Origin of the sequence: Gallionella capsiferriformans ES-2, assembly GCF_000145255.1 — a bacterium.
Taxonomy (GTDB): domain Bacteria; phylum Pseudomonadota; class Gammaproteobacteria; order Burkholderiales; family Gallionellaceae; genus Gallionella; species Gallionella capsiferriformans.
Window position 1 is genome coordinate 505602 of record NC_014394.1, and the last position, 19203, is coordinate 524804.

The following is a 19203-nucleotide window of genomic DNA, read 5'->3' on the forward strand; positions in this document are numbered from 1 at the left end:
CGTTATTTTAAGCCGATTAGGCGTTCTGAGGTTAATGATTATGCGGAATTTTCTGTTTGGCGTTGCGCTGCTCGCGACTGGCTTGCAACCTGCGGTCGGAGCAGAGGTGTTCGAGAAGACGCTTGCTAACGGTTTGAAGGTGATCGTAAGAGAAGATCATCGCGCGCCGGTGCTGGTTCAGCAAATCTGGTACAAGGCCGGCAGCATGGACGAGCTCACCGGAAAAACGGGCGTGGCCCATGTACTGGAACACCTGATGTTTAAAGGCACCAAAAGCGTGCCGGCCGGTGAATTTTCGCGCCGCATTGCTGCGGCCGGCGGGCGTGAAAATGCCTTTACCAGCAACGACTATACGGCCTATTTTCAGCAGTTGCATAAATCTAAACTGCCGCTGGCCATGAAGCTCGAAGCCGACCGCATGCATAACCTGGATTTGTCGGCAGCTGAGTTCGCTAAAGAGATTAAAGTCGTCATGGAAGAGCGCCGTATGCGTACCGATGATGAGCCTCATGCTTTGCTGCAGGAAAAAATGACGGCTGCGGTGTATGTTGAACATCCGTACCAGCATCCGGTGATCGGCTGGATGAGCGATCTGGAGCAGATGACGGTGGCGGATGCCCGTGACTGGTATAAAAAATGGTACGCACCTAACAATGCCACGCTGGTTGTGGCAGGCGACGTGGCAGCGCCTGCGGTATTTGCGCTGGCTGAGCGCTATTACGGATCAATTCCTAAACAGCTGCAGCCACCCCGCCGCGTGTATACGGAGCCTGTGCAGCTGGGTATCAAGCGTATGGTGGTCAAGGCGCCCGCCGAGTTGCCGCTGCTGGTGATGAGCTTTCATGCGCCGAATATTATCGATCCAAAACAGGACTGGAAGCCCTATGCCCTTGAGATGCTAGCCGGCGTGCTAAGCGGCAATGATTCGGCGCGTCTGAATAAGCATCTGGTGCGCGAGCAGCAGGTTGCGAGCAGCGTGGCGGCGGGGTATGACTCGGCCTCCCGTGGCCCCGGGGTGTTTACGCTGGAGGCGACACCGAGTGAAGGGCGGAGCATCGTGCAGATGGAAGCGGCCTTGCGTGCCGAAATCGAACAGCTGATCAAAGACGGGGTGAGTGCGGAGGAATTGCAGCGTGTCAGAGCGCAGGTGCTGGCAGGTGAAGTCTACAAGCTCGATTCCGTGTTCTATCAGGCGATGCAGATCGGCCAGATGGAGTCTATTGGTCTTGGGTACCGTTCAATTCCTGTGATGCTGGAAAAATTGCAGGCGGTCACGGCCGAACAAGTGAGCGAAGTGGCTCGCGAATTTTTGCAAGACGACAATTTGACGGTCGCCGTGCTCGATCCTCAGCCGCTGTCGGGCAAACCGAAACAAACTGGAGCGCTTCATGTTCATTAAAAATTTAATTTGTGCGGTCGCGTTGTGTTGCGCCATTTCGATGGTGCAGGCGACGCCCGTAATTCAGTACTGGCAGAGCGCAAGCGGCGCTAAGGTTCTATTCGTGGAAAATCACGATATTCCGATGCTGGATGTGGCCGTGAGTTTGTCGGCTGGCAGTCGCTTTGACACCGTGGCGAAAGGCGGTGTGGCGGGGCTGGTGCATGGCCTGTTGGATTTGGGATCAGAAGGCATGACTGAGGATGCGATTTCCAGCGGCATGGCCGATATTGGCGCGCAACTGGCCGGCGGCCTGGATCAGGATAGGGCCAGTGTGACCTTGCGCACCTTGAGCCAGCCGTTCGAGCGGGAACGGGCGTTGTCAATTATGGCGCGCGTGTTGCAGCACCCGGTATTCCCGGAGGCGATACTGGCGCGCGAAAAAGCGCGGTTGATTGCAGCACTCAAGGAAGCTGAAACGAAGCCGGAGTCTATTGCGGGCCGTGCCTTTCAAAAGGCGATCTATGGCGCACATCCTTACGCCTTACAAGTGTCGGGAGAAATCGCCAGCGTCGAGAAAATCACGGTGCAGGATTTGCAGGATTTTTACCGGGCCCATTATGCAGCAGGTCAGGCGGTGGTGGCCATCATGGGGGATGTCACGCGTGCAGAGGCCGATGCCATTGCACAGCAGCTGACGGGTGAATTGCCGGCTGGCGTTGAGCCGTCCGCACAGCCGCAAGTTGAGATGCAGATTCAGGCATCGGAGCTGCGTATTCCTCATCCTGCCACTCAGAGCCATATTCTGATCGGGGCGCCAGGGATGTCGCGCAGCGATCCGGACTATTTCCCGCTGTATGTGGGTAACTATATTCTGGGTGGTGGCGGTTTCGTGTCACGCCTGATGAACGAGGTGCGCGAGAAGCGCGGCTTGGCGTACAGCGTGTACAGTTATTTTATGCCGCTCAAACAGCAGGGCGCTTTCCAGATAGGTTTGCAGACCAAGAAGGCGCAGGCTGATGATGCGCTCAAACTGGTGCGTAAAACGCTAAGTGATTTTGTCGCTAAAGGCCCGACCGAAAAGGAGCTGCTTGCTGCAAAACAGAATATCGTCGGCGGATTCCCGTTGCGCATCGACAGCAATAAAAAAATTCTGGAATATCTGTCGGTCATCGGCTTTTACGATTTGCCGCTCAGCTATCTGGATGATTTTACAGGCCGGGTCGAGCGCGTCACGGCGCGTCAGATACACGAGGCCTTTGCGCGACATATTCAGCCTGAACGGATGGCGACGGTCATTGTCGGAGCGCCGGAAGGAGTCGATCATCAATAAGGTCAGAATAGGCGGCGGCGAACTGCGCAGCCGTGTCATTACTTTCCCGGATGCGGACGGTTTGCGGCCGACACCGGATCGTGTACGCGAGACGCTATTCAACTGGTTGGGACAAACACTGTATGGCAGGCGCTGCCTCGATCTATTTGCCGGTAGCGGTGCGCTGGGTTTCGAAGCGGCCTCGCGCGGTGCGGAACATGTGCTGATGCTGGAAAAAAGCCTGCCGGTATTTCGTGCCTTGCAGAATAATTCCGATAAGTTAGCCTGTGCTAATGTATCCCTGCGCCATCAAGATGGGCTAGAATTCGTCCGGCGTGATACGGCCTGTTATGACGTCATTTTTCTTGACCCACCTTTTGCCAGCGATTTTCTGCCTCGTTTGTTACAAGTTTTACCGCCGCGCCTGACTGCGAGCGGGGTGGTTTATGTCGAGTCGGGCGGCGCGATCGACGTGCCATTGCCCTGGCAGGTCATCAAGTCCGGCAAAGCCGGACAGGTTTGGTATCAATTGATAGGATTGAATACATGATAAAGGTTGTCTACCCGGGTACGTTTGATCCGATCACCAGCGGCCATGAGGATGTGGTGCGGCGTGCCACCGGTTTGTTTGGCGAGGTCATCGTTGCGGTGGCTAAAAGTCGTGCGAATACCCTGTTTACGCTGGAAGAGCGCGTCGAGATGGCGCGTGAGGTTTTTTCAAACTATGACAATGTGCGCGTCGAGGGTTTCGATGGCTTGTTGATGAGTTTCGTACAGTCGCAGCAGTCGCGCGTGGTGCTGCGCGGTTTGCGGGCGGCATCAGATTTTGAATATGAGTTTCAGTTAGCGGGGATGAATCGCAATTTGTATCCGGAAATGGAAACGTTATTTTTGACGCCGGCCGAGCAATACACGTTTATTTCCGCTACCATGGTGCGTGAAGTGGCGCGTTTTGGCGGTGATGTTGGCAAGTTTGTCTCGCCCTCAGTGGCCGTCCGGTTGCAGCAAAAGAACGGTATCGTCCTGTAAAAATTATTAATATCGATTTAGATTGATTATCAAGAGGAGAAAAGTATGGCACTGTTAATTACCGATGAATGTATCAACTGCGACGTATGCGAGCCTGAATGCCCGAATGACGCTATCTCGCAAGGTGATACCATCTACGAAATTGACCCGAATAAATGTACTGAATGCGTGGGGCATTACGACACCCCGCAATGCGTTGAAGTGTGTCCTGTCGATTGCATACCTAAAGATCCTGCGCATGTGGAAAACAATGCACAGTTGCAGGCTAAGTATGAAAAACTGATGGCCGCCAAGCGCTAGGGATCAGGCATGTGTAGATTAAAAAGACCGCTCACAGCGGTCTTTTTTATTTTTTGGCGCGTTGAATGACTGAAGGCAGTTTGCCGGGTGATTCGATTCTGAGCTGTTTGTTGACATTTTTTTCGCCGAACACGACGGTGATGGCGTGTTCCGGTACGGAAAATATGCTCGCCAGATACTGCACCATATGGGCCGTTGCACCACCGCGTCTGGGTACCGCCGCCGCATAGACCTCAAGCTGATGGCCGATTACGCGGCCTATCGCATCCTGTTTTGAATTCGGGCGACCCAGCACGTTGAGGATCAGTGTGTCGCCTTCCCAACGATAAAAGGGAGGAACTTGCTTATCAAATAAAGGCATCAGCGTTTGAGCCAGACGCCTTTGATCGGCTCCGCATCGAGGCTGGCATTGAACGCGGGAAGGTCATAAAAGTCGAGCAGGGTGCGCAGTACGTTGTAGTGATTTATACGCTGCGCGCTGGTGCCCGTCTTGACCATCGGGCCGACCAGGAGCGTGACAATCCGATTCCCCTCTGAGCCATTGTCTTCATCCCAGGTCAGAATCAGCAGACTATTATGTTTGAAAGCCCAAGTCACATAGGGATCGATGTGTTTTTTAAGCCATTCGTCAGCGGTGAAATAGCTGCCGTCATGCATGTCATTACGCTGGTCGGGGATGACAAAGGAGAGTGTGGGAAGCTGGGAATAATCCTGCGGAAAATCATTAAAGGTCAGGTTGACCGAAGGCGGCAAACGGTTGTCCTGCCAGTTTGCTGCGGGGTTGTGTTTGCGCTGATAGCCGCCTGCCCAGCACACCGTACTACCCGCCGACGGGAGTGATTCAGAAAAGCTGGAAAAGCTTAATTTATGGTTAATCAATGAGCTGGCAATATTTTCCCCCGCGTAACTCATCGGGCAGGCATCATCACGGCTGCCTTGCGTAGAACCTGAAAACAAGGCCAGATAATTCGGCTGGCTGGGATGTGCGACCGCATAGGACTGCGTGAACAGCATGCCGCGGCGGGCTAGGGCGTGGATGTAGGAGTCGCCTTTGAGGGGGGCCATGATCTGCGAATAGCCGCGATTTTCTTCGATGACCACAACGACATGATCGGGACGCGGCAGATTTTCAGCCTGTGTAGCAGTGGCCGTCAATAGCAGGAGGACGAACAGAGATCGCCGTTTCATTTTCGGGTTAGTTCGACTAACTGGATATCTTCGACGAGAATGTGGTGTATCAGCCACTCGCGCAGATAAGCGAGTGCATCGAATTGTGCAACGAAGGGATTGTCATGCAACTCCTCGTAAAATTCGGCTATTTTCTCCTCGAAGGCATGGTGCTGGCTAAGCTGGCGATCGATGCGGGTGTACGCATAGTGATTCATCATCTGCTCTTCTGCGCGGAAGTGGATTTTTGCATAGGCGTCGAGCGACTTGATGAGCCGTGCGACTTCCCGTGCGCCGCGTTTGTTGGCGACGACTTCGTACAGGTCATTGATTAAATCGAATAAATAGCGATGGTGCTCGTCGATGACGTCAATACCGATGCTGAGTTTCTCATCCCAGGGAATCCAGGCATTTTCACGCCGCCGGATAGGCGGCAGTGTGAGTACCTGCTTCGGGTCAATAATGTCGTCACGGTAGAGTTCGCGGATACGCAGAATATCGGGCATCGCCGCATCGAAGGCCGCGACCACGGCAGGATCAAAATGCTTGCCTGACTCGGAGATGACCCAGTTGTAGGCGTCTTCGACCGTCCAGGCTGTTTTGTACGGGCGTGATGAAGTCAGCGCGTCAAACACATCGGCCACCGCGCAGATGCGGGCGAGCAACGGAATTTGTTCAGCTACCAGTCCGTTCGGGTAGCCGTTGCCATCCCAGCGTTCGTGATGGCAGCCGGCAATGTCGCGTGCAGCCGCGATCAATTCGTCCTTGCCTTCTAAAATGGTGACGCCAATATCGGTGTGCGTCTTCATGATCGTGAATTCTTCCGGCGTCAGTTTGCCGGGTTTGAGCAAAACCGCATCCGCGATGCCGATTTTTCCCACGTCATGCATCGGCGCTGCGATATACAGTAATTCGCGCTGCGCATCAGGAATGCCGAGCGATTTGGCAATCGCCTGCGCGAAATTAGTCATGCGCATGATATGCAAGCCGGTTTCGTTGTCTCGATATTCGGATGCGACCCCAAGACTGCGGATGACATCGGCGCGAGACTCTTCAAGTTCAAGTTTGCGGATGCGTAGTATCTCATTGGTCAGCGCACGGTTAACCAGACTCGACAGGGCACGCGCTAAATCTTCCATGAATTCGCAGTGCGTTTCGCTCATCAGGTAATTTTCTGGCACAAATAACACGGTATAGCCGAGTCCTTTGCCTTCGATATGCAAAGGCAGCAACAACATATGCGCTGGGGTTGGTAATTCAAGTGAGGGGAGCGAGTCTTGGAGCAGGCAGTGAGCGCTAATGTGCGGGCGGGTGAAGGCAGGCGCATCCCAGCGCATCTTGTTGGTCCATGCCGGATCCATGCCGAATTGTGCGACCTGGAAATAACGTCCGCGTGGATTGAGCAGCAGGATGGCACCGCGCGCTTCGAGTTGCAGGTCGTAGTAACTGTCCAGAATGGAGAATAGCCGCTGCAGCAAGATATCCAGATCGGCCGTGGTGGTGCTGGTGATTGTCAGTTCGAACACTAGTTTGCTGATGGCCAGCATGCCTTCTTCTTTGTTCATTTCTTATCCAGTCCCGTTGTGTTGCTTTCGTTGCATTTTTGACGGAAATTGACCTTATTATGAGTGTGACTTATTTTTGGCAATGGGTGCAATAAAAACTTGAACGCTGTCCCTGTTTAATCTGCATGATCGGTGCGCTGCAGATGCGGCAAGGTTCTCCTGCCCGGCTGTAGACCCAATGCTGTTGCTGGAAATAACCCGGATTGCCCGAAGCGTTGACGAAATCGCGCAGCGTACTGCCTCCGGCCAGTATGGCTTCGTTTAATGTTGAGCGTATGACATCTGCCAGTTTTTCGCAGTGCGCAAAGCTTAATTCCCCCGCTTTGCTCAGCGGATTGATGCCGGCGCTAAACAGTGCTTCGCTGGCGTAAATGTTGCCTACGCCGACGACGATGGCACTGTCCATGATGAATTGCTTGATTGCAACGCGGCGTCCGCGCGTTGCCTGATAGAGATAGTGTGCATTAAACCTGCAGTTGCCATCGCGATCATCGAGCGGTTCGGGGCCCAGTTTTACCAGCAGCGGGTGCGTATTGATATTCCCCTGATGCCAGAGCACGGCACCGAAGCGGCGCGGATCGCGCAATCGCATCAGGCATCCGTTATCGAGTAGCAGATCGAAATGGTCGTGCGGCTGAGGTGCTGTGCCGGTCGGCAGGATGCGCAGACTGCCTGACATCCCCAGATGCAGAATCAGCGTGCCGTGGCGAAATTCGAGCAGCAGGTATTTGGCGCGGCGCGATAATGACACGACGGGCTGCCCGTTTAGCAGTTCGTTAAGATTTTCCGGTATCGGCCAGCGCAGGCTAGGGGTGCGCGTGACGACCCCTGTGACGGTCGCATCTGCAAGGTAAGGCGCTAATCCGCGCCGGGTCGTCTCAACCTCTGGCAGTTCAGGCACGGCGACGCCACCAGATAGCGGTACCAACGCCTGCTAGCAATAAGGGCAGAATCAGCAGCAGTCCGCTGCTGATGGCGGTGAGCTGAGTTCGGGACAGGATGATGCTGCTGTCGCGGGCCGCGCGCGGCTGCAAGCTGATCAGGGTGTCATCATTGGCGAGCCAGTTAATCATGTTAACGCCCAGATCGACATTGCCCCCGTTGCCGGCGAAGGTGTTGGAGAGGAAGGCGCCGTTGCCAACAGCCACGATGCGCTGTTCGACATCGTTGATATTGCGGTTGAGCGCCAGCGCAATGACGGCAGGCCCTTTGCTGTCATGCTGTTTGTCAAACGCCGGACTGCCGGACAGGGCATTGATGTCGCGCTGACTGATCCAGCCGCGCGTGGCGACTTCGAGCAGAATATGATGCTGCCAGTCCGGGTTTTCAGCCCACGTCAGGGGGCGGGCAGACGGATAGGCTGTGATCAGGTTGAAGTTGCTGGTGATGGCGTGGGGTACATAGCTTGTGCCCAGCGACCAGGTGGCCGGTGCATTCATGTCAGCGGCGGCAGGATCGATCACGATACCGGCGGGCAGTTGCAGGCCGATTTTTTCCGCCAGGCGTTCGAGGCCATGCAACGGGCCTGCATCTACCAGCCAGAGCAGATTGCCGCCGCGGTCGATAAAGTGCAACAGTTTGTCGATTTCGCCCGCCATCAAATCAACTTGCGGCTGGGTGATGACCAGTACGCGAATGTTGGACGGGACATCCTGCGCAATCGCGAGATTCAAGCTGTTGAGCTTGAATCCATTTTCTTTTAACTTAGCGCCAAACAGCAACCCCAGATCATGATTGGCACGCCCGTCCAGTTTGCGCTCGCCGTGCCCGTCCAGATACATCACCGTCTGATCGCGGCTGTGGGCGAGCCGCATCAGTGTGCTGGTCAGCGTCTGTTCGTTGATCAGCGTCAGGTGTTCGCTGCGTCCTGCATATTCGATGACCATTTCACCGTTAAGCTGGATGCGTGCGGCGCGGGTTCTTGCAGGCTCCTTTTCAGGATCGATGAACACCAGTTTGATATCAGGCTTATAGCGCTGATACAGCGATAAAAAATCTCTGATGACTTTGCGGATGTCGCCTAAGCGCGCATCCTGCAGAGTTGCATAAACGGTGATGTTGACGGGGCCTTGAAGTTGATTCAGCGCGTTGATGCTGGCGGGCTCTAAGCTGTTGCTGGCGTTGAAGGTGATGTCGCGCTGCAGCGGATGACGCGATGCGGCATAACCTAGGCCGACGGCGATACCGAGCAGCAGAAGGACAAACAGCAGATTGCGTAAGGCTATAGAGTTCATAATTTTGTTCAACATGACTTATCCATATACCCGGTTGTTATGCAGTCGTTTCATCGTGAGCAACAAAAAGACGCTGGTAAACAGCACGAAGAAGGCGGCATCCGCGCTGTCGAGCAGGCCGGCATTAAAATTCTGGAAGTGGAACATCGGCGAGAACTGATGCCAGATCGAGTCGGCAGCGGACGAACCAATGTCTGCTAGCCACAGACCCATCAGTATGATCAGCGCACCGGCCGCTGCGATGATGGGTTGGGCTGTTAGCGCGGACAGGTATAAACCCAGTGCGATGAAGCTTGCGGTCAGCAGCGTAAGACCCATGCAATTGGCCAATAGCAGTCCGTGATCGAGATGGGTGCCGAGCGCTAAGGTGTAGAGCATTAGCGGCAGGGTTGCGAGCAGCGTTAGCAGAAAGGTCAGCAGGCCGAGAAATTTTCCCAGTACGATGTGGCGGCCGGACAGCGGGGAGGAGAGCAGCAGGGTCAGGGTCTGGTTGCGCCGCTCCTCGGCGATCATTCGCATCGTGAGCATCGGCACCAGCATCATCAGCAGCAGTGCTGCGGTGTTGAACAGGGGGGCGGCAACGGTCAGTGTCACACCCGGTGGATTGGCAAGCTGAGCCAGTTGCGGCTGAATTTCCAGAAAAGCCTCCAGACGCGCCAGAAAAAACCACGCGAGGATGAATTGCAAGACGGCCAGCACGAACCAGGTCGAAGGCATAGAAAGCAGGCTGCGGATTTCGCGCATCGCGATCAGACGGATCATATTATTGCCTCCGTTCTTTCTGTGCTTGTCGAAGGAGTAGGCGTCGCATCGGTAGTTTCATTGCGTGTAATTTTGACAAAAACGTCTTCCAGTGTCTCGTGTAGTGGGGTGAGTTGTTCGAGTTGCCAGCCGTGACTGGCCGCCAGACTCAGAACCAGACTGGTCGGATTATCCTCCGGCGCATGCAAAATACGGAACTGGTTATCCGTGAGCGGTTCAACGGAGGTGATGCCGGGGATTGCGCTCAACTCGCTCAATACAGGGGGCTGGCGCAGGGTAATGATGAAACCGGTCGCCTGTCCGTACTCCTGCATCTGACGGCTGGAATCGCTGTAGATCAGGCGGCCGTGATGCAGGATTTCGACGCGGTCGCAGACGCTTTCCACTTCTCCGAGAAGGTGTGTGGATAGAATGACACTGCTGGTGTTGCCCAGTTCGCGGATCAGGTTGCGGATATCGCGGATTTGCGACGGGTCTAGCCCTACGGTCGGTTCGTCCAGTACGATGACAGCAGGGCTGTGGATGATGGCTTGTGCAATACCAACGCGTTGCTGATATCCCTTTGATAAAGTCGAGATGATTTTTTTTCTGACCGATTCAAGACCGCAGCGCAGGCAGGCCTGCGACAGCGCAAGTGTCAGATCCGCCGTTTTGACGCCGCGCAGGCGTGCCGCAAAGGTCAGAAAATCTTCAACGCAGAGCTCGCGATATAACGGCGGTGTTTCCGGAAGATAGCCGATGTGCGCTTTGGCTTGTACGGGCGTTTTGCGTAAATCGAATCCGCAGATGTCGATTTCACCGCTGCCGGGCAGTAAGCAGCCGGTCAGCATTTGCAGCGTTGTACTCTTGCCGGCACCGTTGTGACCCAGCAGGCCCAGTACTTCGCCGCGCTTTAATTCCAAAGACAGGTCGTGGATGATCTGCTGTTTTCCGAAACATCGGGTCAGATTGCGTGCGCGGAGCGTAATTTGTGGCATTGCGTTGGGCAAAGTAAGTGGCATGTGTAGTTGTGAATAGTCCTGAATATAACCTAATATGTGCACCCGTATCAAAAACTGTCTTGCCATGAGCCCATTCAAACATTTAATTCTCGCAAGTCTGGTGCTGGCCGGCTGCGCGCAGACCCCCGTGGCGCCGGTAGCGGCAAGTGCGCCAGACGCGGCAGCGCCTGAAGCGGTGGCGGCCATTGAGCCGGTTTTGCCTAATGTAGAATTGAGCAGCGAGTTGCTGTATGAATTTTTGCTGGCGGAGTTTGCCAGTCAGCGCGGTCATCAGGCACTCGCCGTCGAAGGCAGTCAGGAGCTGGCTAGGCTTACCCGTGATCCGCGTCTGGCTAAGCGCGCGGCGCAACTGGCCTTGGAGTCGGGCGACATGAATCGGGCGGTTGAAGCATTCCGATTCTGGCAGGAGACCGAGCCGTCGGCCTTGATGGCAACGCGTATTCTGTCATCGTTGTTGTTGCGCGGAGGCCGTCTTGACGAGGCGCGTATCGAGTTCGTCAAGGTGCTCAAATCAGAAGAGCCTGCGGTGGGCGCCGTTTTCATGCAACTCTATACGATGGCCGCGAGCTATCCCGATAAAGCGGCCGTGTTGCAACTGATGCGCGAACTGGCTGCGCCCTATCCGCAGGTGGCCGAGGCGCATTGGCTGGTGGCGCAACTGGCGACGGCCGCATTAGAGGAAAAGTTGGCGCTCAGTGAAGTGCGGCGCGCGCGCGAATTAAAACCTGAATGGGATGCGCCGGTGTCGCTTGAAGCACAATTGTTGAACAAGAGTGAACCGCAGAAAAGTCTGGCACTGCTGCAACGTCATTTATCGGTCCATCCGGCGGCAGGGGGTATTCGCCTGCAATATGCACGGGCTTTGCTTACGCAAAAGCAGTATCAGGCGGCACGCGAAGAATTTCAGCTTCTGGCGACGGCAAGCCCGGACAACGTGGATCTGGCTTTTGCAATCGCGCTGATTTCCCTGCAACTGAACGATTTATCCGGTGCCGAGTTGCAGTTTAAGGCTGCACTGCTCAAGGGCGGCAAAACTCAGGACGTCATCGAATATTTTCTGGGGCAGTTGAGCGAAGCCCGGGAGGATGAGGCAGAAGCATTGACGCATTATCGCGGGGTGACTCAGGGTGAATATCAGCTTACCGCACAATTAAGGATGGTGTATCTGCTCAATAAGCAAGGGCGGCTCGATGATGCCAGAGCGCAGTTGCAGCAGGCGCAGGCCGTAACCCCGGCGCAGCGTGTGCAGGTTCTGGTGATAGAGGCGCAGTTGCTCAGCGAGGCGAAGAGATCTACTGAGGCATACAGGGTGCTCGAGCAGGGAATGGTCAAGCTGCCCGACCAGCCTGACCTATTGTATGAAGCCGCGATGCTGGCCGATAAATTGGGTAAATTCGACGTCTCCGAGAAATATCTGCGTCGTTTGATTAAGCTGAAACCGGATCATGCGCACGCCTATAACGCGTTAGGCTACAGTCTGCTCGAACGCAATGTGCGCATCAAAGAGGCGCTGGCGCTGGTTGAACGTGCGCTGCAACTGACGCCCGACGATTTTGCCATTATGGACAGCGTCGGCTGGGGGTATTACCGCAGCGGTAAGTTGGATGAGAGCGTGGCCATGCTGCAGCGGGCTTTTGCCGGTAATCCGGATCCTGAAATTGCCGCGCATCTGGGCGAAGTGCTGTGGATACGCGGCGACAGGGCTGAGGCGGCAAAAGTCTGGCAGGACAGCTTAAAGGCGCATCCTGATAATGCGCCGCTCCAGGCGGTGATGAAACGGTACATGCCTTGATACGCTACTGGCTGATGGCGTTGCTGCTGACAGGGTGCGCTACGATGCCCCCGTTGTCGCGCCCGGTGCAACCTGAGGCGGTGCCGTTCGCGATGAATGGACGCATCTCGGTGAAGCATAACGGTGCACGCGATTCAGCTGGTCTGCGCTGGACGCATCAGGATACAAGCGATGAAATATTGCTGCTCACACCTCTGGGGCAGACGGCGGCGCGCATTTACCGCGATGACGCGCATGCGACGCTCGATAATGGCGATAAGCACTACAGCGATACTGATGTCGAGTCGCTGATGCAGCAGGTGCTGGGTTGGCGGCTGCAACTGGATCACCTGCACCATTGGGTGCTCGGCCTCACGGTGCCGGGGGATGAGATGCTGGAGCGGGATACGCTGGGGCGGCTCACGGTGCTGCGTCAGGACGGGTGGGAGGTGCGCTATATGGCGTATTCGGGCGACAAAGCGGATAGTCTGCCCGTTCGTATGAAACTCTCCCGTGCCAATCTGGAGCTGATCCTGTTGATTGATGAATGCGAATGGAATCCTAAATGAAGCTCACCTGTCCTGCGCCTGCTAAGTTGAATTTGTTTTTGCACGTTACCGGACGACGGGCGGACGGGATGCATTTATTGCAAACGTTGTTCCGTTTTATCGATTTGTCCGATACCTTGCATTTTGAATTGCGTACCGATGGCGTGGTTCATCGCACTAATTTTATTGAAGCGGTGCCCGAAGAGCAGGATTTATGTGTGCGCGCGGCGCGTTTGCTGCAAAAAAATACCGGATGTACGCTGGGTGCTGATATTACGCTTGAAAAATGCATCCCGATGGGTGGTGGTTTAGGAGGTGGAAGTTCGGATGCCGCAACCACACTCATTGCACTCAATCGCTTGTGGTCATTGGGTTTGACGCGAGATCAACTGATGGAATTGGGGCTGGAATTGGGCGCTGATGTGCCGGTGTTTTTGTTTGGTGAGAATGCCTTTGCCGAAGGCGTAGGCGAAAAATTACAGGCCTATGAGCTGCCGGAAGCCTGGTATGTCGTGCTTTTTCCGCCGGTTCATGTGCCCACAGCAAAAATATTTTCACATCCGGAATTGACACGGGACTCAGTTTCGATAATAATTCGCGCCCTCAGAACGCAGCCCTTGCGAAATGACCTGCAATCGGTAGTGTGTCGTCTCTATCCGGAAGTTGCAAGTTACATTGAAACCTTGGGTAAATATGGCAGTGCGATGATGACGGGTTCAGGTGCATGTGTTTTTGCCGAATTCCCGGATCAAGCGCAGGCCGAAGCGGTTTTGCAGAAATTGCCGCAAACCATGCGCGGCGTAGCAGTAAAAGGTTTAATGAAGCATCCGTTGCAGGATTGGGTGCTTTAACTAGGTAATTGGGGAGTCGCCAAGTGGTAAGGCAACGGGTTTTGATCCCGTCATTCGTAGGTTCGATCCCTACCTCCTCAGCCACAATCAGGGCACGCAAGTGCCCTTTTGGTTTTTATTCTTTAAGGGGTTCACGTGTCCTACGATAGCTTGATGGTGTTCACCGGTAATGCCAATCCTAAGCTTGCCGAAGCGGTGGTGCAGCAATTGGGGATCACGCTGGGACGTGCGACAGTCGATCGTTTCTCCGACGGCGAAGTGATGGTCGAACTCCTGGAGAATGTGCGCGGCAAGGATGTCTTTATCCTGCAATCGTCCTGCGCACCGACCAATGATAATCTGATGGAAATCATGGTGATGGCCGATGCGTTGAAGCGCGCTTCCGCAGGTCGCATCACCGCTGCGATGCCGTATTTCGGCTATGCACGTCAGGACAGACGTCCGCGTTCGGCCCGTGTCGCCATTACCGCGAAACTGGTTGCCGACATGCTGACCAGCGCCGGTATCGATCGCGTGCTGACCATGGATTTGCATGCCGACCAGATTCAGGGTTTCTTTGATATTCCGGTCGACAATATCTACGCGAGTCCGATCCTGTTAGCCGATGTATGGCGTCAGAATTACCCCAACCTGATCGTCGTGTCACCTGACGTCGGTGGTGTGGTGCGTGCGCGTGCGCTAGCCAAACAGCTGGATGCAGATCTCGCGATCATCGACAAGCGTCGTCCGCGCCACAACGTGGCCAAGGTGATGAACATTATCGGTGAAGTCAATGGCCGCACCTGTTTGATCATGGACGATCTGGTGGATACTGCAAACACCTTGTGTGAAGCTGCAAAAGCCTTGAAGGAAAAAGGGGCGGTGCGCGTGTTGGCTTACTGTACGCATGCCGTATTGTCGGGACCTGCGATCGAGCGCATTGAAAATTCTGCGATCGATGAACTGGTGGTCACTGACACGATTCCTTTGTCGGAAGCGGCGAAAAATTGCGGTCGTATCCGTCAGTTGAGTACGGCCGAGTTGATGGCGGAAACCATACGCCGTATCAATAATGAAGAGTCGGTCAGTTCGCTGTTCACAGAATAACGACAGTTTTACTGAATTTAAGTTTTAGCGGCAACCATGTTGGTTGCCGTTTGTTTGAATCGACTGGTCGCGGTCGGTTCTCTATCTGGAGAAGTAAAAATGACAACAACATTCAACGCAACAACACGCAAAACGCAAGGTACGGGTGCGAGCCGCCGTCTGCGTAAAGCCGGTTCCGTACCTGGCGTAGTTTACGGTTCAGGCGAAGCTGTGATGATCGAAATGAATCACAACGAACTGTACTACAAGCTGCGTGCTGAATCATTCCACGCATCTGTATTGACGATGAATCTGGATGGCAAGGAAGAAGCGGTGCAATTGCGCGCTTTCGTAAACCATCCTTTCCGTCAGCAAGTTCAGCATCTGGATTTCCAGCGCGTTGATTTGTCTAAGAAAATTCATATCAAAGTGCCTTTGCATTTCATCAATCAGGACATCGCACCGGCTGTTAAAACAGGTGGCGGCAAGATCAGCCACGTGATGATCGAAGCTGAAATTTCATGTCTGCCAGCTGATCTGCCAGCCTTTATCGAAGTTGATCTGGGCGGTATGCAATTGGGTCACTCCGTACATTTGGGCGAATTGAAGCTGCCACGCGGCGTTGAACTGTGCGCTCACGGCGAACATGCTGCTGAAGCTGTTGTTGCGACGGTACACGTGCCTCGCGGTTCAGTTGAAGCTGCTGCAGAAGCTGAAGCTGCCAAGTAAAGCTGGTTGCTCAGAAACCCGCCATTGCTCCGGCAAGGCGGGTTTTTTTTCGGGTTTAAATTGTGAGGCCAGATTAAATGGATCCAATACGTTTGATTGTCGGTTTGGGAAATCCCGGCCGTGAATATGAAGCTACCCGTCACAATGTGGGATTCTGGTGGGTAGATGAGCTGGCTGAGGAGGCGGAGCTCAATTTTAAAAGTGAGGCCAAATTTCATGGCCTCTCGGCACGTGGACTAGTATTAGGTCGCGAACTTATTCTGCTCAAACCGCAGACTTTTATGAATCTATCGGGACGTTCCGTGGGGGCGTTGGCGCAATTTTATAAAATTGCACCGGCTCAGATTCTGGTGGTACACGATGAGCTTGATTTGCAGCCCGGTATCGCGCGCCTGAAGCTGGGTGGCAGCCATGGCGGACACAACGGACTCAAGGACATCATTGCGCAACTGGGTGGACGGGAATTCTGGCGCCTGCGCTTAGGGATAGGTCATCCGGGCGATCGCGCCCAGGTCTCAGATTTTGTGCTGGGTCATCCGCGCGAGGCCGAGCGCGAACTGATGCTCGAAGCTCAGCATCAGTCTATGCAGGTTTTGCCTTCCGTGCTCGACGGGAAAATGGAGGCCGCTATGCTCAAATTGCATAGCCGAAAATAATTTTCGCGAGGTGAACAATGAAGTTGCTTAAGTTCTGGACAAGTAGAATTTCTGCACTTAAACTTCATTCGCTTGGACAATGAAAATTTAAAGGATAGCGTATATGAGCAGCTTACTACTTGCAGGTCTTACCGTTCTGGTTATCGGCGACAGTCATCTCGCCAGCGATGGTTATCTGATTAGTACTTTGCACGATGGTTTAATGCAGCAGGGGGCCAAGGTGTATACCTATGGTGCGTGCGGTACGCCATCGGGTGCGTGGATGAAATCGATTCAGCCGCCTTGCGGCAGTGCATTCAGGCTGGACAATGGACCTTTGAGAGTCCGTGCGGGTGTGGCTGGATTTACCAAGCCGCTGCCTGACTTGGTAAATTTACACCATCCTGATTTAATTGTGGTGGTCAACGGGGATACGATGGCAAGTTATAAGGCTGCCTCGCTCCCAAAATCCTGGGTGCGGGATGAAGTTAAAACGTTGACTGATGGCATCAAAGCAAGTGGTGCAAGCTGTATCTGGGTGGGACCTGCATGGGGGACTGAAGGCGGGGATAACGGGAAAAATTATGCGCGCGTCAAGGAAGTCTCTGATTTTTTGGCCGATAATGTGTCTCCCTGCATTTATGTGAGTTCGCTTGCAATGTCGAAGCCAGGTGAGTGGGCTCCTATTCCGGTACCCAATAAACCTGGACATTTTGACGGTCAGCATTTTCAGAGTGAAGGCTATCAGGCATGGGGTAATGCGATCACCAAAGTGATCGTTTCATCAGATATTTTGCAGAAAATCAAACATTAAGGTTTAAGCGAAAATTTTTCAGCTTCGCCGCCAATTTTTGGGGCGCAGTAGTTACGTCAGGTAACTGGAGTCTCTGCCGCGACCGATGTTTCTAAATCAGTCGCGGTTCATAACTTTTAGAACGCATTGCAAACACACCGAACTTTAGCCAGTGATTGTTTATTTTATTTTATCTAACTCGTCGACGATTTTATCAGCCCATATTTTGTAGTATTGATCACGGTAGTGTATGCCATCTAAAGTTGACCACTCGCCCTTCTGCGACATTTTTAGTGAATCAATATAGGTGCAAGGTGAGACTCTTTGCGATAATAAGTTTGAGACTTGCTGTACTCTGGCATAGGTTTTACCTCCGGAATGCCCTTCCTGACCCCATGATGGACCGACCCAAACGCATCTTACCTTGGTGCGGTTGATCTCTTTTGTTACCTGCTCAATTTCAGAATTGACCCACGGCGTAGACATTCCAGCCGTGTTGCGATAATCGGCTAATGTGTCGCCCATCACAATAATCACTAATCCTGGCTTTTCAGTTTCAATGAGTTTTGCAATTGGAATAGTTTCTGCTTTGCTGCCCAATTTCATGTTTAGTGGTCCTGCACCAACGCGTTCCGCAGCTCCACAAGCCCCTTTGGATGTTTTGGTTAACTGTGAAGGCGTGATTCCACATACACCAAGAGAATGAACTTGAGCACCCTTATCCAATAAGTCATTATTCAAAGAAGTCACGAGAGTACCCGGATAAACTATGTGGCTACCCCCTACAATCAAAATACCTAAGCCATTTAACAGCATAATGTGTTATCGATTTCCGTAAGCACTACCGAGTCCGTTTGAACCATATACAACGGTTAAAGAAAGTAAAAATAGGAGCACCCAGTTTTTACGTAGAATTTTGTATTGGAACATTTTGTTTGATGCAAAAATTTCTAGCAATATGACAGCGACACAAGCTGATATTGTTAACCAAGTTTGAATATCGAGACTTATATTAAGCGCAAGTGCATCTGTATTCCACTTGAAATTAGATAAATTACCCAGCTTGATAAACAGTAAATTTGTGTTGTCCTCAGAAAAAATAATACGCCCAACTAAAATAAACACAGTCATCAAAAAAATATTCAATAACTGTTTTACTCTATCCCATTTTAAATATGAAAGATGGTATGTCAGCAACCAACCGATGGCATGAAACATTCCCCAAATTAAAAAATTCAGTGTTACACCATGCCACATTGATGAGGCCAAAAAAACGACAATGACAGAAAGAGAGGTGCCGATTAGATTTCGGCATGGTTTAAAAAAAAGATTTTTTAACACATGGGCAAAACTAATATGCCAACGTTGCCAGTATCCGATTAGATTATTAGCGCTAAACGGGGCATTAAAGTTTAATGCAGTACGTACCCCCACTAGGTTTAAAACACCTAATACAATCAATGAAATGCCGCAAAAATTAAAGTACACGTACATTTCAAAAATGATTGAAAAAAGTAAAATATCGAAAGATTCAGTGGATTGCTTAAAAACAAGCAACGATGCTATTCCTGAGGCGAGCACACCATAAAAAAAGCCGCCTAAAATAATCCATCCCAAATATATTCGTATTCGCGTAACATTTAATTGATTGAAAGGTTTAATGGAAATTGCCAGCGGCCCTGAAATCAATCTTAATGGCTGCAAAATACTGCCAAACAAGTGGTTAAAACCAAGTTTTCCTTGAAAAATTTGAAAGGCAATGCCTGATGTCGCAAAAGCGATACCTTGCCACTCTAGAGAAACAGAACTTCTCCCCAAGCCAGTCAAAACGCCGACTTGTCCGACCACAGTTAAAAATGGGGTGACAAAAAAAATGCAATAGGCGATAAATTTTCGTAATTTTGACGAGATAGTGAATAATTCGACAAAAATTAATGCTGAAATCCCCACCATCAACGTAAAGATGCCCGTATTCCAGCCTTTAAGTGTAATAACTGTGGCATATGAAACGGCACAGAACAGCAGGGGTTGGAATTCAGGCTTACGTAACATATTTGTTTTTT

The 19203-nt window shown here is 52.7% G+C and carries 21 protein-coding genes and 1 tRNA gene; 13 read left to right on the forward strand and 9 right to left on the reverse strand.

Annotated elements, in window-relative coordinates:
- The first annotated feature begins 40 nt into the window (after positions 1-40).
- From GALF_RS02340 to GALF_RS02360, 5 genes are read left to right on the forward strand one after another with little or no spacing between them, the layout of a single operon-like run.
- Positions 41-1399: a M16 family metallopeptidase gene (locus tag GALF_RS02340; RefSeq protein WP_013292449.1), complete on the forward strand. Its 1359-nt coding sequence runs from the start codon at positions 41-43 to the stop codon at positions 1397-1399.
- The gene (locus GALF_RS02345) at positions 1389-2711 is read left to right on the forward strand and encodes a M16 family metallopeptidase (protein ID WP_013292450.1); all 1323 of its coding nucleotides are present in this window, start codon (positions 1389-1391) and stop codon (positions 2709-2711) included. Before GALF_RS02340 ends, GALF_RS02345 begins: the two co-directional genes overlap by 11 nt.
- Positions 2677-3240 (forward strand): 16S rRNA (guanine(966)-N(2))-methyltransferase RsmD, encoded by a 564-nt coding sequence (gene rsmD / locus GALF_RS02350; RefSeq protein WP_013292451.1) that lies wholly within the window; start codon positions 2677-2679, stop codon positions 3238-3240. The genes GALF_RS02345 and rsmD overlap by 35 nt, the downstream gene beginning before the upstream one ends.
- Positions 3237-3719: a pantetheine-phosphate adenylyltransferase gene (gene coaD / locus GALF_RS02355; RefSeq protein ID WP_013292452.1), complete on the forward strand. Its 483-nt coding sequence runs from the start codon at positions 3237-3239 to the stop codon at positions 3717-3719. The genes rsmD and coaD overlap by 4 nt, the downstream gene beginning before the upstream one ends.
- Before the next feature lie 45 nt (positions 3720-3764).
- Positions 3765-4019, forward strand: a complete 255-nt coding sequence (locus GALF_RS02360) for a YfhL family 4Fe-4S dicluster ferredoxin (protein ID WP_013292453.1) — start codon at positions 3765-3767, stop codon at positions 4017-4019.
- 46 nt (positions 4020-4065) lie between these two features.
- Here GALF_RS02360 and GALF_RS02365 read toward each other — a convergent pair whose 3' ends face one another.
- The 7 genes from GALF_RS02365 to GALF_RS02395 form a co-directional block, all read right to left on the reverse strand.
- Positions 4066-4380: a DUF167 domain-containing protein gene (locus GALF_RS02365; RefSeq protein WP_013292454.1), complete on the reverse strand. Its 315-nt coding sequence runs from the start codon at positions 4378-4380 to the stop codon at positions 4066-4068.
- Positions 4380-5207, reverse strand: a complete 828-nt coding sequence (locus GALF_RS02370) for an alkaline phosphatase family protein (RefSeq protein WP_013292455.1) — start codon at positions 5205-5207, stop codon at positions 4380-4382. Before GALF_RS02370 ends, GALF_RS02365 begins: the two co-directional genes overlap by 1 nt.
- Entirely contained in the window at positions 5204-6751 is a 1548-nt protein-coding gene (locus tag GALF_RS14760) for a bacteriohemerythrin (protein WP_013292456.1), read from the reverse strand. The genes GALF_RS02370 and GALF_RS14760 overlap by 4 nt, the downstream gene beginning before the upstream one ends.
- Positions 6752-6821: 70 nt before the next feature.
- On the reverse strand, positions 6822-7652 hold the full coding sequence (gene mutM, locus GALF_RS02380; protein WP_013292457.1) for a bifunctional DNA-formamidopyrimidine glycosylase/DNA-(apurinic or apyrimidinic site) lyase: 831 nt from the start codon (positions 7650-7652) through the stop codon (positions 6822-6824).
- On the reverse strand, positions 7645-9000 hold the full coding sequence (locus GALF_RS02385) for a GldG family protein (protein WP_013292458.1): 1356 nt from the start codon (positions 8998-9000) through the stop codon (positions 7645-7647). The genes mutM and GALF_RS02385 overlap by 8 nt, the downstream gene beginning before the upstream one ends.
- Before the next feature lie 3 nt (positions 9001-9003).
- Positions 9004-9747: an ABC transporter permease subunit gene (locus GALF_RS02390; protein WP_013292459.1), complete on the reverse strand. Its 744-nt coding sequence runs from the start codon at positions 9745-9747 to the stop codon at positions 9004-9006.
- On the reverse strand, positions 9744-10814 hold the full coding sequence (locus tag GALF_RS02395) for an ABC transporter ATP-binding protein (protein ID WP_223293721.1): 1071 nt from the start codon (positions 10812-10814) through the stop codon (positions 9744-9746). The genes GALF_RS02390 and GALF_RS02395 overlap by 4 nt, the downstream gene beginning before the upstream one ends.
- Between GALF_RS02395 and GALF_RS02400 the strand changes: the two genes are divergently transcribed.
- The 8 genes from GALF_RS02400 to GALF_RS02435 all read left to right on the forward strand — a co-directional run bounded on the left by GALF_RS02400 (position 10813) and on the right by GALF_RS02435 (position 17161).
- On the forward strand, positions 10813-12540 hold the full coding sequence (locus GALF_RS02400) for a tetratricopeptide repeat protein (protein ID WP_050752427.1): 1728 nt from the start codon (positions 10813-10815) through the stop codon (positions 12538-12540). The genes GALF_RS02395 and GALF_RS02400 overlap by 2 nt on opposite strands.
- Positions 12537-13088: a lipoprotein insertase outer membrane protein LolB gene (gene lolB / locus GALF_RS02405; RefSeq protein WP_083777065.1), complete on the forward strand. Its 552-nt coding sequence runs from the start codon at positions 12537-12539 to the stop codon at positions 13086-13088. The genes GALF_RS02400 and lolB overlap by 4 nt, the downstream gene beginning before the upstream one ends.
- The gene (gene ispE, locus GALF_RS02410) at positions 13085-13918 is read left to right on the forward strand and encodes a 4-(cytidine 5'-diphospho)-2-C-methyl-D-erythritol kinase (RefSeq protein WP_013292463.1); all 834 of its coding nucleotides are present in this window, start codon (positions 13085-13087) and stop codon (positions 13916-13918) included. The genes lolB and ispE overlap by 4 nt, the downstream gene beginning before the upstream one ends.
- A 9-nt stretch (positions 13919-13927) precedes the next feature.
- Positions 13928-14002 (forward strand) — tRNA-Gln (locus tag GALF_RS02415).
- 51 nt (positions 14003-14053) lie between these two features.
- The gene (locus GALF_RS02420) at positions 14054-15004 is read left to right on the forward strand and encodes a ribose-phosphate diphosphokinase (protein ID WP_013292464.1); all 951 of its coding nucleotides are present in this window, start codon (positions 14054-14056) and stop codon (positions 15002-15004) included.
- A 99-nt stretch (positions 15005-15103) separates the two neighbouring features.
- Positions 15104-15712 (forward strand): 50S ribosomal protein L25/general stress protein Ctc, encoded by a 609-nt coding sequence (locus GALF_RS02425; RefSeq protein ID WP_013292465.1) that lies wholly within the window; start codon positions 15104-15106, stop codon positions 15710-15712.
- Between the two features lie 77 nt (positions 15713-15789).
- The gene (gene pth, locus GALF_RS02430) at positions 15790-16368 is read left to right on the forward strand and encodes an aminoacyl-tRNA hydrolase (protein ID WP_013292466.1); all 579 of its coding nucleotides are present in this window, start codon (positions 15790-15792) and stop codon (positions 16366-16368) included.
- Between the two features lie 103 nt (positions 16369-16471).
- A complete protein-coding gene (locus GALF_RS02435) occupies positions 16472-17161 on the forward strand; it encodes an SGNH/GDSL hydrolase family protein (protein ID WP_013292467.1) in 690 nt (229 codons plus the stop codon).
- Between the two features lie 159 nt (positions 17162-17320).
- Here GALF_RS02435 and GALF_RS02440 read toward each other — a convergent pair whose 3' ends face one another.
- Both GALF_RS02440 and GALF_RS02445 read right to left on the reverse strand, forming a co-directional pair.
- Complete coding sequence (locus GALF_RS02440) at positions 17321-17890, reverse strand: SGNH/GDSL hydrolase family protein (RefSeq protein ID WP_150102554.1); 570 nt, start codon at positions 17888-17890, stop codon at positions 17321-17323.
- A 72-nt stretch (positions 17891-17962) separates the two neighbouring features.
- Entirely contained in the window at positions 17963-19192 is a 1230-nt protein-coding gene (locus GALF_RS02445; protein ID WP_013292469.1) for an MBOAT family O-acyltransferase, read from the reverse strand.
- Positions 19193-19203: the final 11 nt, after the last annotated feature.

What these genes read in the sequence shown, in the direction of transcription:
- GALF_RS02395 (WP_223293721.1), bottom strand. Translation starts at nt 10,814, where the DNA reads ATGGCAAGACAGTTTTTGATACGGGTGCACATATTAGGTTATATTCAG.
- GALF_RS02385 (WP_013292458.1), bottom strand. Translation starts at nt 9,000, where the DNA reads ATGTTGAACAAAATTATGAACTCTATAGCCTTACGCAATCTGCTGTTT.
- coaD (WP_013292452.1), top strand. Translation starts at nt 3,237, where the DNA reads ATGATAAAGGTTGTCTACCCGGGTACGTTTGATCCGATCACCAGCGGC.
- GALF_RS02345 (WP_013292450.1), top strand. Translation starts at nt 1,389, where the DNA reads ATGTTCATTAAAAATTTAATTTGTGCGGTCGCGTTGTGTTGCGCCATT.
- GALF_RS02400 (WP_050752427.1), top strand. Translation starts at nt 10,813, where the DNA reads ATGAGCCCATTCAAACATTTAATTCTCGCAAGTCTGGTGCTGGCCGGC.
- GALF_RS02370 (WP_013292455.1), bottom strand. Translation starts at nt 5,207, where the DNA reads ATGAAACGGCGATCTCTGTTCGTCCTCCTGCTATTGACGGCCACTGCT.
- GALF_RS02365 (WP_013292454.1), bottom strand. Translation starts at nt 4,380, where the DNA reads ATGCCTTTATTTGATAAGCAAGTTCCTCCCTTTTATCGTTGGGAAGGC.
- ispE (WP_013292463.1), top strand. Translation starts at nt 13,085, where the DNA reads ATGAAGCTCACCTGTCCTGCGCCTGCTAAGTTGAATTTGTTTTTGCAC.
- GALF_RS14760 (WP_013292456.1), bottom strand. Translation starts at nt 6,751, where the DNA reads ATGAACAAAGAAGAAGGCATGCTGGCCATCAGCAAACTAGTGTTCGAA.
- GALF_RS02390 (WP_013292459.1), bottom strand. Translation starts at nt 9,747, where the DNA reads ATGATCCGTCTGATCGCGATGCGCGAAATCCGCAGCCTGCTTTCTATG.
- GALF_RS02360 (WP_013292453.1), top strand. Translation starts at nt 3,765, where the DNA reads ATGGCACTGTTAATTACCGATGAATGTATCAACTGCGACGTATGCGAG.
- GALF_RS02340 (WP_013292449.1), top strand. Translation starts at nt 41, where the DNA reads ATGCGGAATTTTCTGTTTGGCGTTGCGCTGCTCGCGACTGGCTTGCAA.
- GALF_RS02435 (WP_013292467.1), top strand. Translation starts at nt 16,472, where the DNA reads ATGAGCAGCTTACTACTTGCAGGTCTTACCGTTCTGGTTATCGGCGAC.
- GALF_RS02425 (WP_013292465.1), top strand. Translation starts at nt 15,104, where the DNA reads ATGACAACAACATTCAACGCAACAACACGCAAAACGCAAGGTACGGGT.
- GALF_RS02445 (WP_013292469.1), bottom strand. Translation starts at nt 19,192, where the DNA reads ATGTTACGTAAGCCTGAATTCCAACCCCTGCTGTTCTGTGCCGTTTCA.
- pth (WP_013292466.1), top strand. Translation starts at nt 15,790, where the DNA reads ATGGATCCAATACGTTTGATTGTCGGTTTGGGAAATCCCGGCCGTGAA.